The following is a 14,162-nucleotide window of genomic DNA, read 5'->3' as shown; positions in this document are numbered from 1 at the left end:
GCTTGCCTTCTCCTCATTCATCTGCTTCCTTGAAAAAAGCGGGCAATATGAAAAATTCCTTCATTTTCCCGCCTTGCAGCTCAATGAGGTTTTAAGCCTGAATAATTCGGGTTAACTTAATTGCTTCATTCTCTTAACGATTCAGGTAATCGTCTTTTAGTTTAATAATATAGCTTTTCAGATACTTTTGACTGCGCGAAGCGATACTGTCCTGAGTGGTTTTTTGATAAGTAATCCGGTTAGTCCTGAAGTCATAGACGAGGTAATCCTCCGGGCATGCCCAGCCGATATGCTCCTGAGAGGAAAAGTAGGCGTATTTCGGGCTATAGGGATTCATCACATTTTTGCTAAAGGGGTATCGGTCGGAATCTATTTTTAGTTGTTTTAATAAGGTCTGGGTGACATCAACCTGCGAAACTAACTGTTCATTCATTTTTCCGCGGAATTCTCTTTTCAATGGTTCCCCATAAAAGATCCAGGGAATCAGCCGGTGCTGATAGGAGTCCAATGGCCAGTGCCGGGGGGTAATACCGGAGTGATCGGCCAGAAAAACAAAAATCGTATTGTCGTACCAGTCTTTTTCTCGCGCAGCCTCCAATAATTTCCCGATTTGATGGTCGGTATAATGCGCGGCATCCAAAATTTGGTTCCGGTCTTTTCCGTATTGAAAGTTGCGCAAGCTTTTTTGATCATAGGGCTGATGCGTGCTGATTGATAACAGCACCGTGTAAAAGGGTTGGTCTTTTGGGTATTGATCCACATCTTCCAGGAATTTTTGGAAATACACCTCTTCATGATATCCCAGCCCACCTTTATTAGGATACTCCTTCAGGTTGGCCTGATCTACGATATGGTCCCAACCCGAGGTATACAGCCAGGCTTTAATATTGACATAAGAGAGTTGTCCTCCGTAATAAAAGGCCGAAAAATAGTTTTCCTTTTTAAGTTCCTGCGTAATGGAGGGAAGGTTTTTATGCTTGGAAAGCTGCCCGATAATAGAGGTCATCGGTTGCGCCGGATAGCCGGACTGAGTGGCAGAGATGCCCTGATCCGTTCGGGAGGCCGAGGTGATGCAGTTGGAAAAGGTATAACTCTCCTTAATAATTTCATTCAGGTTCGGGCTTACTTCCGGAAATCCTCCCAGGGGTTCAATCAGGTCAGAAGTAAAGCTTTCCAATAAGAAAAATACGATATTGGGTCTGTCCTGTTGAAAAAGGTATATCGTGGTGTCTTTGGGGATGTCGACGAGTGAATGAAAAATTTCATTGGCTTCTTCCGGTTTCAAATAATGAGAAAATCGATTCCTGGAAGAAGTCTGCGCATTATTTTCGATGCTTTGGAAAAATCCCCAGGGGCCATTGATCGTGGCGGTATTGACAATGGCGTTTTGGCTAAAGTACACATCCGATTGCGAAATGGGAATGGCCCGTAGCAGTCCCCCACGCATGGCAGAGGCAATAATAAAGCCTGCCACCAGAAAAGAACTCAAGGCCCATGGCCAGGTGATCTTTGAGATCCGGGCTTTTCGCTTGATTAATTGGTGGAATATCCATCTTCCACTGAAATAGAGCAGGCAAAAGTAGAGGCTGGTGGTAATGATAATACCCGAACTCAGAGAGTCAATAATGAGCCCGGGATTGGCCAGATAATCCAATACCCGATAACTGAGTCGGCTTTGCCATTCATCGAAGAGGGAAAGCTCCGCACTGCACATCAGGCTGATCAGGCCAATAAGGAATAAATGATAGAACAATAAAAACTTTTTGATGGTGCCCTCGCCATCGAAGAGGTTCATGAAAAGGCCTAAAACCGTCGGGATAATGATCAAGTAGCCGGAAGCTGAAGCATCCAGGGGGAGGGCCTTCCAAAAGGATTTGAAAATTTCATCATTGGGAACGGTTTCAAAAGCATCCCAATTATGAAGTATGAAAATCGAACGGCAAAGGCCGAAAAACAACACCCAAAAAAGGAATAGTTGTAGGGTAAATACTATATTTGATTGAAACAAATTTTTACGCAGCTGATCCAAAGTTGGTATTTTTTATAATAGAGCAATGACATTTCTTTTTGGTTAATGTTGGATCCTCTATTAATAAGCTAAAAATAATCCAATGGTTTTCGGGAAATATTGGACCCCCGCCCATTTTTCTGTGCTTTGGCTGGTTTTTTGCCTGCTAAATGTCGGCTTTTGATTATATTTGCGAGCAATTTCAACACGTTACAAAACTGATGAATAACGAAATCTTAAATCGTGCGGCGGATAATATCCGTATCCTTTCTGCTTCCATGGTAGAAAAAGCAAAGTCTGGACACCCAGGGGGTGCAATGGGTGGTGCTGACTTTATTAACTTACTTTATACCGAATTTTTAAATTACGATCCAAAAGATCCACGCTGGATCAACCGTGATCGTTTCTTCATGGATCCGGGACACATGTCTCCGATGTTGTACAGCCAGCTTCATATGTTAGGGCACTATAGCATGGAGGATTTGAAAAATTTCCGTCAGTGGGGAAGCCCAACTCCAGGACACCCTGAAGTGGACTTGGACCGAGGTGTTGAAAATACTTCCGGACCATTGGGTCAGGGACATGCCATGGCAGTAGGTGCAGCGATTGCGGAGCGCTTTTTGGTAGCACGCTTTGGCGAGTGGATGGCACACAAAACTTATGCATTCATTTCTGATGGAGGTATTCAGGAAGAAATTTCTCAGGGAGCAGGTCGTATCGCAGGTCACTTAGGCTTAGGGAACTTGATCATGTTCTATGATGCCAACGATATTCAGCTGTCAACAGAAGTGGATGAGGTAACTTCTGAGGATGTTGCTAAAAAATATGAAGCCTGGAACTGGCATGTTGTTACCGTAGAAGGTAACAATGTGGAGGCCCTTCGTGAGGCATTGGTTGCGGCGAATGCGGATGCACGTCCTTCTTTGATCATCGGTAAGACGATTATGGGTAAAGGAGCGGTAACTGCTGAAGGCGAAAGCTTCGAGCGCAAAGTTTCTACTCACGGTCAGCCATTGACTGCGGCAGGTGCTTCTTTGGATAAAACCATCGAGAACCTGGGAGGTGATGCTGCGAACCCATTCGTAGTATTCGAAGACGTAGCCGCTTTCTATGCGAAAGTATTGGAAGAAAAAGCAGATTACGCTTCTGAGAAAAAAGCAGCACAGGCAGAGTGGGCCAAAGCACATCCTGAATTAGCAGCGAAGTTGGAGCAATTCTTCTCCGGTGAGGCTACTGCGATCAATTGGGAATCAATTGAGCAAAAGCAAGGTGTTGCTACGCGTGCAGCTTCTGCAACCGTATTGGGTCACTTGGCAGAGAATGTAGAAAACATGATCGTTTCTTCTGCGGATTTGTCTAACTCAGATAAAACAGATGGCTTCTTGAAGAAGACCACTGTATTGAAAAAAGGGGACTTCTCTGGTGCTTTCTTGCAGGCAGGGGTTTGTGAATTTACCATGGCGGTAATCGCAAACGGTATTGCATTGCACGGCGGTGTTCAGGTAGCGGTAGCGACTTTCTTCGTATTCTCTGATTATATGAAGCCTGCTTTCCGTTTGTCTGCATTGATGGGCTTGCCAGTGAAATATATTTGGACACACGATGCTTTCCGCGTAGGAGAGGATGGTCCTACTCACCAGCCAATCGAGCAGGAAGCACAGATCCGTTTGATGGAGAAATTGAAAAACCACCACGGTGATATGTCTTTGTTGGCTTTGCGTCCTGCAGATGCTGATGAAACGACAGTGGCCTGGAAAATGGCGATGGAGAACACCAAGACGCCTACGGCTTTGATTTTCTCTCGTCAGAACATCAAATCTCAGGTTTCCTATACCGAAGCTTTGGGTGCGGAGCGTGGTGCTTACATCGTGAAAGATGTGGAGAATCCAGATGTAATTTTGGTAGCTTCCGGTTCTGAAGTAGCGACTTTGGCGGATGGTGCTGAAAAGCTTGAAGCAGATGGATTGAAAGTTCGTATCGTTTCTGCTCCTTCTGAAGGTTTGTTCCGTACGCAGGATAAAGCTTACCAGCAAGCAGTATTGCCAACCAACGTTCCTACTTTCGGTATGACGGCTGGTTTGCCTGTAACATTAGAAGGCCTGGTAGGTCCTTTCGGTAAAGTATTCGGTTTGGATCACTTCGGTTATTCTGCGCCTGCAGGGGTATTGGATGAGAAATTCGGTTTCACTGGTGAAAACGTAGTGAAGCAAGTGACGGAGTATTTGGCAGAAGTGAAAGCCTAATATTTGCGTTCATAAGATATAAATAGTAAAGCCCGCTGGATTCTCCGGCGGGCTTTTTTTCTTTTTGGGGATGGGTTCCGTCTTTAGGAATCCTTAGTGTATTTCAACTCCTGTAACCAATGTCGGCGGACAGAGAACCTGCTGACTAGCCAGGACGCGAAGACCGGTGGTTTAAATATTTAAAATCTTTAAGCCGGCCTTTTTGAAGTACGGCTTAAGGATGCAGAGCAGGCATAGTTTTTTATTTTCAATGAACCTTCACTGGCTTATGCAGCACATGTACCTTCAGCCAATTGGTGATACTCTTTCGTACAAACCTTCTTTTGCCTTGTATATTCTTAGTGGTGATCAATGGATATAAGATTTCCGCAAAATTCTTGTGTAATAATTCCGCATACTTCCGGGCCACCAGGATCAACGCATCAGTATTAGAGGTAATGCCCTGCAAATTTTTAATGGCTTTCGCCTGGGTGAAATGATTATCGAAGCTCATGCGATTGATGTCAATCAGGGAGAAGTAGTATGCTCCATTCTCTTTCTGATTGACCAACACATTGCCGCCATTAAAGTCCTTATGCAGGATACCTTGGCGGTGCAGGTCGTGATTCACAAAATAGAGAAATTCTGAAATAATATGTTCCCGATCCTTGGTGTCATTATTAAAGAAGACATTTGACATGTCAAAAAGTCCCGGTTCATAATTAGAGATATAATAACTTTCAGTAATAATTCCCCAATTGTTTTTAATTTCAATCCAGGCAATGGGCATTGGGGTAGCGATGCCTAATTTCAGAAGCTTCATACCATGTTCATAGGAACGCTGTGCTTTGGATTTTCGGAAAAAGGAATAAATGAACATATTAGCCCAGGTAGGTTTACCAAAGGATTTGACGCAGTAGGTATCTCCTTGATATTCAATATTCTTAATTATATTCCGTCCTCCCTGAATTAATTCCCCTTCATTTTGGAAATCCGTAGGAATGGCATTCAATTTTTCTGAACGCTTTTATAGGAAGGATTTAGTATAATTTTTTTCATAATAGTCACAAACTAGTAGTGCAATTAATGCTGATAATCAGATTTTTCAAGTTAAAAAGAACGAAGGTTTGATGAGGTTCTCCCAATTTAAATATTGCAAATTCTTGTTCAATAAGGCCTTCATTCAGGGCGTGGTGATCAGCTATTCCGAGCAACATATTTAAATAATATACGGTCCCGGTAAGTATTGGATTTCAATAACATAAATATAATTTTAGAAGAATATTTTTTAGCTGTTTTTCAGTATCTTATGATTTTGTTGATTTTTAGTAGGGTTTGAGGATGCCAATATTTCGGTATAAGTCAGGCTTGTTCTTCTCTTAATTATTGGTTGTTTATGATAGGTGAGGTGGTGTAAAAAGTTCATTTTTACATCTTGTTGGAATATATTAAAAATAACCTCTGAGAAGTCTTCATTCTGCTGATCGGCAAAAGCTTGTGCTAAGTCAAATAGGAGTTCGGGTTCCTGGCTTAATTGCTGTAATTGCAGCAGCCTGCTTTCTTTTGTAAAAGGCTGGTCAAAGCGAATGCCCTGGGGCTCTTCAATGGAAAAAGTATAATGTCCATTTTTTAGATGAACTCCTATATTTTCACCATTTAGATGGTGATGCCCAATTTGTCTGGCTTGTAAATCCTCCAAGATGAAATGGAGCAATTTTTCAGTTAATTTCTCCTTGTCCGGGGCCTTTTGAAAAACCGATGTTAAAGATCCAAGGCCCGATTCCTGATGCGTGATATAAACACTTCCTTTTCCGAGCAAAAATGAATGATCTGTATCCATCCATGCCAATGGTTCTGGAGAGCGAAGGCCCAACTGAATCAATTTCCAGGCATTATCATAGGCCCTTCCGGCGGTAGGTTTTGGCGTTTTGTCTCGGATTGATCCTCCATCCTTATCTGAAAAAAAATGGATGCTCAGTGAAATACCCCGATGCTCTTTTTGTAGGGTGAGGTGTTGAGGCTTTTCTTTCAATGGACTGCTGTTCTGAAAGAGGAAGGGGATTTCCTCAATGATATCAGCGAAAGGTTTAAAGGCTGGGTTTATAATTATCTGGCTCATATGCCCCCAATTTAGATATTCAAGCCAAGCGCTGGAGATAAAAAAGGATGAAGCGCTGAATTCTGGTATTGAAACGAAAAATTTCACAGATGAAATGCGAAGGGTAGGAAATGCTCATTTCGACCAGTCCATTCAGGCCTCATCCTTTGAATGTTGTTTTATTGATCCATCCAGGCCTTAAATGCCGTAGCTTTTAATCGACTGATGGTAATCGTCTCCTCTGATGGCTTAGGGTGAAGGAAGACGGATAATTTCCCGCCGAAATAGTTTTCAAATTTCACCACCGCATCAATGTGGAGGATGATGTGGCGATTGGCCCGAAAGAACAGGGTTGGATCTACCTGCTGTTCCAATTTTTCCAGCGTTTGGTCCAGGGTATATTTTTTCCCATTGTATAGCACCACATGGGTGACTCCTGATTCGGAAATAAAGTAGGCGATATCGCTGGTGTTCACCTTAAAGTAGGAATCAATACCACTGATCAGGAAACGTTGTTTATAGTTGTTTTTCTCTGTTTGGATCATTTGCACCAGCGCGTCATAATCCTGCGGAACAGGTGTTTCCTTTAAATGCAATCGATCAAATTTATCCAGGGATAAACTTAGTTTTTGTTCGTCAATAGGCTTTAAAAGGTAATCAATGCTATTGACTTCAAAGGCTTTGATGGCAAACTCATCATAGGCTGTGGTGAAAATTATCGGAGCATTTACGATGCATTGCTCGAAGATGGCAAAGCAATTATCATCCTTAAGTTGAATGTCCATAAAGATGAGTTCCGGATCCGGATTATTCTTCAGGTAATCTACTGCGGTGGATACTTTGTCAAAATAATGCTGGCACTGCCAATCCGGCCGCAACATGGCCACCTGCGCTTCGAGCATTAATCGATTATGCTTTTCGTCTTCAATGATGATATAATTCATGGGGCTTAGGCTTGTATAAGGGGAACTTTTACCGTGAACTGTTGCTCATTTTCCAGAATAATCATTGGACGGCTACTGAGTAGTTCACATCTTCTTTTTAAATTCTCTAATCCTTTATAGGTCGAATAGGTACTGCTTTTCTTTTGGACATTATTGGAGACCACTAAATAGCCCGCCACAATTTTTATTTTGATCAGCAGTTCATTACCCTCTTCCGCAATATTGTGTTTGAGGGCATTCTCCACCAATAATTGTAAAGTCATCGGGGGAAGGTGATCTTGCAAATGCTGCTCCGGGATGTCATATTCCATATACAAGGCATCGTCCAATCGTTCTTGATGCAAGGCAGCATATTGTTTGATAAATGCCAACTCTTCGGCTAAGGGCACCGTCATGGCTTCCGACTGCGTCAAAACATAGCGATAGATTTCGGAAAAATTTTGGATAAAACCCAAAGCCGCTTTTTGCTGATTGAGCATCACCAAGGATTTCAATACACTCAGATTGTTGAATAGAAAATGCGGATTCAGTTGATCTTGTAAGGAGGTAATGGTCATTTCCATTTTTTCCCTTTTTAATGCCTCCATCTCTTTGGTGGTTTCTTTCCATTTCCGCATCATGCGGTTTACCAATACAATAAATACCTGCATCATCATGGACCATAGTCCTAATGCTAATCCCAAAAAAGCGCCTTTTTCATATTCTGGATTAGTGGGTGCATCGAAAATATGGTAGACCGCGCCAAATACAAGAATACAGAGCACGCAACTGGTTAAAAATTGCAGCGAGACCCTCCGGGTAAAATTTTTCTCATCGATGGGAAAAAGCCGTTCGACCCAATATTCGTTTAGGACTAGCGCTTCAGACAAAAAGGCAAAAGCCGCAAAGGATATCCAGCGGACTTGCCAGATGGGCATTCCGTCAGGTTCAGGATCTTCAATAATGTATTCAATGAAGTATATAATGCCCTGAGACCAAATGATGGCCAGGAATAATCTTTTGAGTATCTCCCTTTTGGAGTACAGGTTTGGTGCAATAATGCTATGAATCATCGTTAAATTCCTCATCAGTCCGTCATTAATTTCAAACTCTCCCGGTTTACAAGTATTCATGACTGTAATATTAAAAAAAAAGTGAGCGTAAAGGCTATCCTTTACTTTAATTATTGTGGTCAGGGGAGTGTGGTGGTCAACAAAAAATAGGGAGGCCTGCACCATTTTAAGGCAATAATAATCTATAACCAATCGGCCTCCCTCGATGCCTAACAACCTTTATTTATTATCCATTGGCCGAACGAGCGTACCCGTAGTTTTGGCCCAATCGGTTTTTTGAGTTTCATAATCAATCAATGCACCGATCAACTGATATTGTGCATTTTGATATTCAGCTTTAGCATTCAGCAAGTCAGTCGTGGTATTTAAGTCCGCCTCAAAACTATACTGGGTTTCCTCCATGGCTTCTTTGGCCTGAGCCACGCCTTTTTTGGCGATTTGGATGGCCGTATAAGCTTCCTCCAGCGCTAATGATTTTTGTTGGATTTCCAGGGTGATCATGTCAAAAGCCTGCTCGTAATCCGTTTGGTGCTGTTCGGTCTGTAATTTGGCCACCCGCATTTTCTGTTTGCGCTCACCCCAATGGAATACCGGAATGTTCACCTGCCCGGAAAGTAAGGCTATCGGGGCTAAATCCTCCGCCACATCCGTGGCATAGGCATACATATAAGCAGCGGAGACCCCGGCCTGAGGCAGGTAATCCGCACGCACCACTTGCTCTTGTAGTTTTGAAATCTCGACCTGCTTGTCCATCATTTTTAATTCCTGACGATTGGACAAGCCATAGGTCAGTCCGTCGTTCAAATCCATTTTGGCCACTGTTGCATTCAGTTCATCGGTCGGCACCGTTTCCTGCTTCAATTTCGCTCCCATTAACTGATTCAAAAACATGGTCGCCAGTGTTAATCCATTTTCGGCCTTCACCACATTCAGTTCTGCCTGATTTTTCTGCACGCTCACGCGCAACTTTTCACTTGCCGGTAATAGTCCGACTTCCTGCATATCGGCCATCTGTTCCTCTAAATCCGTGAGCATCTCCAGATAACTTTTAGAGAGTGCCACCCCATCTCTGGCAGCGATCACATTCCAATAGGCCTGATCTGTCTTGACAATGATGTCACTATAAGTCAGCTGATAATTCTCCTGACTGATCTCCTGCCCGATTTTCGCTTGCTTGTTAATGGCATTGATTTTACCGCCTGTATAAATCGGTTGGATCAGGGAAACGTCGGCAGCGACCAGAGACATCTTATCCATCGTCATCGACATCCCCGGACTATAAACATCACTCATGCCGGAGAAATTACCTGCCTGCGCGGCTTCCAGACTTTCGGCTGTTGGCAGAAAGCCTCCGGGCATATTCAGTTCCGCATTAAGATTAGGAATGTGCATAGCAGTAGCAGAGGCTTCAATGGAAGGCAAATAAGCTTTCTTCGCTACCTTTAAATTGCTTTCCGCTTCGGCTATTTGCAGGGCGGCTTTTTTCAAATCTTTATTATAGGCCACCGCCTGCTCCCTACAATCCTCTAAGCTGACATAGGTTTGGGCCTTAACCGCAGTGGAGGTGACCAAAAGTGCGGCCACCATCCCTTGTTTTATGAAATTAAGCATGAGCTAAAGTCTTTTCGTTTGTGGATTCCTTGGCGGCACTATTGCCATCCACTCCATAAAATACCGCATACATCACCGGTACCAATACCAAAGTGATGAGAGATCCGACCAGTAGTCCGAACATAATGGCCACTGCCATGGAGCGGAACATAGGGTCAAAAATCAGGGGCAACATCCCCAGGATGGTCGTTAGGGAGGCCATCATTACGGGGCGCATTCGGGATACTGATGATTCGATGGTGGCCGTTAATGGAGCGTGTCCTGCTTTGATGTTCAGGTTGATTTCATCGAGCAACACCACCGAGTTTTTGATCATCATTCCGATCAGTCCAAGCGTTCCGATAATACCGGTAAACTCCAGATCCACACCTGTGACCAAATAGCCGATCACAATGCCGATGAAGGCATAAGGGAAGACCATAAAGATGATCAGGGGTTGTTTGAGGTTATTGAACAATCCGATAATGATGATTAACATCAAGCCCAAAGCCAATGGCAGGTAAGTCATTAAGGCTTGAGTGGATTTGGCTGACTCGGCATTGGTCCCATCCCAACGAAAGGCGTAACCTTCCGGAAGCTCGATGCTTTCCAATGCTTCCGCCATGGATTCCTGCACTTTCATAGCATTATAACCATCGGCTACATTACACTGTGCTTTGATCGCACGCTTACCATTGTAGCGACGCACCATTTCATTCTCCCAATTCAAATCCACGTCCTCCGTAATTTGCGCCAATGGCACGCTAAACTGACTGCGCTCTCCCCATACCGGAATGTTACCGATGTTCTCCAGTTGATTTTCTACCGGTTCTTCCACTTTTAGTAAGACCGGTAACATTTCTTGTCCTTCGTATATGGCGCCGATGGGCATGCCCTCTGTCGCTACGAGGATGGAATTGGCCATATCTTTTCGACTAAGTCCGAGAGGCTGGGCATTTTCAACCGAATAGACAGGCTTCAGTACTTTGGATTTATTTCTCCAGTCATCCGTGATATGTTGGGCGCCAGCAGTCTGATGCATGATCGCTTTGGCCTGATCGGCTAGCTGTTCCAAAACCAATGGATCCGGACCGGAAAATTCCGCTTCAATTTCAAAGTCGGCCATATAGGCACCGTATTCCTGCACCTTCACAAAGGCATGAGGGAAGTTGGAGGCGAAATAGCTTTCCACCTGCGGAACAAGTTCCTTTACCTGATCTGTTTCCGCAGTCTGTATCATGATTTCCCCATAATGGTTCCCGCCTTTGGCCATTGGGCGCATCATGGTGTAACGCGCTGGTGGACGACCCACCGAAACATTGGTGATTTCTACGCCTTCCAATTGGGAAAGGTGCGTAGCCGCTTTCTTCAGGTCTTGTTCTATCGCTTCGATATCACTGCCTATCGGCAATTCATATTCGATTACGAATTGGTCATAGTCAATTTTTGGGAAGAAGCTCAGGTTGACAAATTTGAAGAGCGAAAGGGAAACCACTAATACCCCCAAACTCAGTCCCATCGTCGTCTTTTTGTGCTTCAGGGAAAACTCCACCGAACGGCGGAACAAGCGGTAAATTCCCCCTTCATTATTTTTAGCAACATTGTTTTGTTGACCTTCTTTCTTATAAAAATATTTGGCCATAAAAGGCGTTTGTACCATGGCAAATACCCAGCTGAGCAATAAGGAAATGATCAGCACCGAGAAGAGAGAACCTAAAAATTCGCCCGCCATATCAGGCGACATCGCTAATGGGAAGAAGGCCAGGATGGCGACCAAGGTAGCTCCTAATAGAGGCATGGCTGTTTTCTTTGCAGTATTGACAAAGGCCAATTTGGGGTCAACGCCTCTTTTTAAATCAACCAATATTCCGTCTGCCACCACGATGGAATTATCCACCAACATCCCCATGGCCAAAATGATGGCTGCTAATGTTACGCGGTGTAGGGGAAGGTCAATGCCGAGCATCACAATAATGGTCGCCAAAATGGTGAAGACTAATCCGGAGGAAATCAACAAACCGGAACGGAATCCCATCGCAAATAATAATACCACAATTACGATCGCCACCGAACTCACCAAATTCCACATGAAGTTGGTTACGGCATCGTCCACACGTTCCGGCTGAGAGTATATTTTGTGCATTTCAATTCCGGCAGGCAGATTGGCGGTAATTTCGGCTACGCGCTCATCCAGTCTGTCCCCTAATTGTACCACATTGATTCCGCTTTCATTAGAAAAGGCGAGGGCTAAAGCCATTTCTCCATTGAAATACATGGCTTCCCGCTTAGGTTCCATATAGCTTTTGCTTACTGTAGCGACATCTCCCAAGCGAATACTTCCACCATGTGGAATTTGAATGATCAAATCCTCCAGTTGCGCAACATTGGAGATTTTATTCCCAACGCCTAAGCGAATAGACTCGCTTCCGGCACTGATACGTCCTGCATTCACGATGGTGCCCTGGTTCTGCATCTCCATGGCGATCATCATCGGGTTGACATTCAGTTGGGCTAATTTTTCGGAAGAGAAGGTGATTTCAATATCCTCCATCTGACTACCAAAGATTTGGGAACGGCGGATGCCTTCCACCTCCAATAGCTCTCTTTCGATGTATTCGGTATAATTCTTTAGTTCTGCCTTCGTGTATCCATCAGAAGTCACCGCATAGAGCATCCCATAGGTGTCAGCGAAATCATCATTGACTTGCGGATCGTAGGCCGCTGCCGGCAATTGAGATTTCGCATCACCCACTTTTCTTCTGAGGTGATCCCATAGCTGTGGAAGCTCATCGGTTTTCACCTGATCACGGATATTGATTTCAATCACCGATACTCCCGGCATGGATTGCGACTTGATGTTTTTAATGTTTTCCAGCTTTTGTATCGCTTTTTCTAAAACATCGGTCACCTCTAATTCCACCTCATGTGCACTGGCTCCCGGATAGGGGGTGATGACCAAAGCCGTTTTTAGGGGAATTTCGGCATCTTCCAGCTTACCAATCTTGGTGTAGGCAAATAGTCCTCCCAACAGCACTGCGATCAGCACCACTGAGATCATCGCTTTTTGTTCTAAAACCTTTTCCAGCATTACAGCAATCCTCCAATATTCGTTTTAGTACTGTTTTTAATCGGCTTGACTTTTTGGCCTTCGTATAGGCTGTGTGCGCCAGCGGTGATGACCTTATCCTGAGCACTCAAGCCGGAAAGAATTTCTATTTGGCCATCGTTCAATAGTGCACCAGTCCGCACTGCTTTCGTTTTTGCAATACCTGCCTGGGCATCGTAGACCCAGACCATATCCTGGCCACTTTTATTCATTAGGGCTTCCACCGGAACGCTATTGATCGCAGTATCACTAGTGGAGGCCTCTAAGGCCATTCTTACAGCCATGCCCGTTTTGATCGTTGCCTGATTTGCTGGTGATAATTGGAAGCGCGCTTCATACAATTTATCAGGACCATTTTTCGCATTGACGCTCAACAATTGAACCGGTAGGTCTTGTACGCCGGCATTTTTAATGTCTACCGTAAAATGTTTGGCGGATTTTACCGCTTCGATACGGGAGGCCGGTACACCTACCACAATTTCCAGTGCTTGGGCATCAATTAACGCCACGATGGGCTGACCAGGGCCTACGGTCTCGAAATTATTCGCCATCTTGTTGCTGATGTAACCGGAGAAGGGCGCTCGCAATTGGGTATCCTGTAGCTGGTTGGTGGCTTGGTCGTAGGCGACTTTGGCCATTTTATAGCCTGACTTAATTTTATCGTAATTATTCGCCGGCAATTTCCCTTTCTCAAAGAGGGCGGTGTAGCGTTCATATTCACTGCTGACTTGCTCCCATTGTGCCTTGGCCTGACGTAGGGCGATCTCATAATCTCGGGAATCAATGGTCGCAATGACGGTTCCTTTTTTTACATAGTCGCCACTATTAACTTTCAGGCTGCTTAAGGGGCCACCCACACGAAAGGAGACCATTACTTCTTTTTGTTCTGCCACCTGTCCGTTGAAATAGATTTTTTCTGCAGACTGTTGTGGAGTAAGCGCCTGTACTTTTACGGGCTTGGCATGCTGAGGGGAGGCCGTTTCCGTAGTGCTTTGGCAGGCACTCATGATCGCGACCGTCATTAAAAAGGTGAATTGCTTGCGCATGAGGTTTTCATTTGTTTTGTGAATACATGCCACAAAACTAGGTCCTGCTCAGGCTGTGGAGGGATTTATTGGGATGAAGTGCTGAAATTGAAGGTT

At 44.3% G+C, this 14,162-nt stretch carries 9 protein-coding genes; 1 reads left to right on the top strand and 8 read right to left on the bottom strand.

Going from position 1 to position 14,162, the window contains the following annotated elements:
• Window positions 1–133: 133 nt before the first annotated feature.
• On the bottom strand, window positions 134–2,008 hold the full coding sequence (locus tag NG22_RS06220) for an LTA synthase family protein (RefSeq protein WP_157600887.1): 1,875 nt from the start codon (window positions 2,006–2,008) through the stop codon (window positions 134–136).
• A 221-nt stretch (window positions 2,009–2,229) separates the two neighbouring features.
• Between NG22_RS06220 and NG22_RS06215 the strand changes: the two genes are divergently transcribed.
• Window positions 2,230–4,251, top strand: a complete 2,022-nt coding sequence (locus NG22_RS06215; RefSeq protein WP_053406896.1) for a transketolase — start codon at window positions 2,230–2,232, stop codon at window positions 4,249–4,251.
• Window positions 4,252–4,498: 247 nt separating this feature from the next.
• Here the strand turns inward: NG22_RS06215 and NG22_RS06210 are convergent, their stop codons facing one another.
• The 7 genes from NG22_RS06210 to NG22_RS06180 form a co-directional block, all read right to left on the bottom strand.
• Window positions 4,499–5,242 carry a lipopolysaccharide kinase InaA family protein gene (locus tag NG22_RS06210; RefSeq protein ID WP_053404929.1) on the bottom strand — a complete coding sequence of 248 codons (744 nt, stop codon included), beginning with the start codon at window positions 5,240–5,242 and terminating at the stop codon, window positions 4,499–4,501.
• Window positions 5,243–5,518: 276 nt separating this feature from the next.
• On the bottom strand, window positions 5,519–6,349 hold the full coding sequence (locus NG22_RS06205; protein ID WP_053404928.1) for a hypothetical protein: 831 nt from the start codon (window positions 6,347–6,349) through the stop codon (window positions 5,519–5,521).
• 158 nt (window positions 6,350–6,507) lie between these two features.
• Window positions 6,508–7,272, bottom strand: a complete 765-nt coding sequence (locus tag NG22_RS06200; protein ID WP_053404927.1) for a LytTR family DNA-binding domain-containing protein — start codon at window positions 7,270–7,272, stop codon at window positions 6,508–6,510.
• 5 nt (window positions 7,273–7,277) lie between these two features.
• Window positions 7,278–8,384: a sensor histidine kinase gene (locus tag NG22_RS06195; protein ID WP_053404926.1), complete on the bottom strand. Its 1,107-nt coding sequence runs from the start codon at window positions 8,382–8,384 to the stop codon at window positions 7,278–7,280.
• Window positions 8,385–8,543: 159 nt separating this feature from the next.
• Complete coding sequence (locus NG22_RS06190) at window positions 8,544–9,935, bottom strand: TolC family protein (RefSeq protein WP_053404925.1); 1,392 nt, start codon at window positions 9,933–9,935, stop codon at window positions 8,544–8,546.
• Window positions 9,928–13,002: an efflux RND transporter permease subunit gene (locus NG22_RS06185; RefSeq protein WP_053404924.1), complete on the bottom strand. Its 3,075-nt coding sequence runs from the start codon at window positions 13,000–13,002 to the stop codon at window positions 9,928–9,930. Before NG22_RS06185 ends, NG22_RS06190 begins: the two co-directional genes overlap by 8 nt.
• Window positions 13,002–14,066 carry an efflux RND transporter periplasmic adaptor subunit gene (locus tag NG22_RS06180; protein WP_082305006.1) on the bottom strand — a complete coding sequence of 355 codons (1,065 nt, stop codon included), beginning with the start codon at window positions 14,064–14,066 and terminating at the stop codon, window positions 13,002–13,004. Before NG22_RS06180 ends, NG22_RS06185 begins: the two co-directional genes overlap by 1 nt.
• Between the last annotated feature and the right edge of the window lie 96 nt (window positions 14,067–14,162).

Origin of the sequence: Persicobacter sp. CCB-QB2 (genome assembly GCF_001274635.1) — a bacterium.
GTDB lineage: Bacteria > Bacteroidota > Bacteroidia > Cytophagales > Cyclobacteriaceae > Persicobacter > Persicobacter diffluens.
This window is presented reverse-complemented; position numbering and strand designations above follow the sequence as displayed.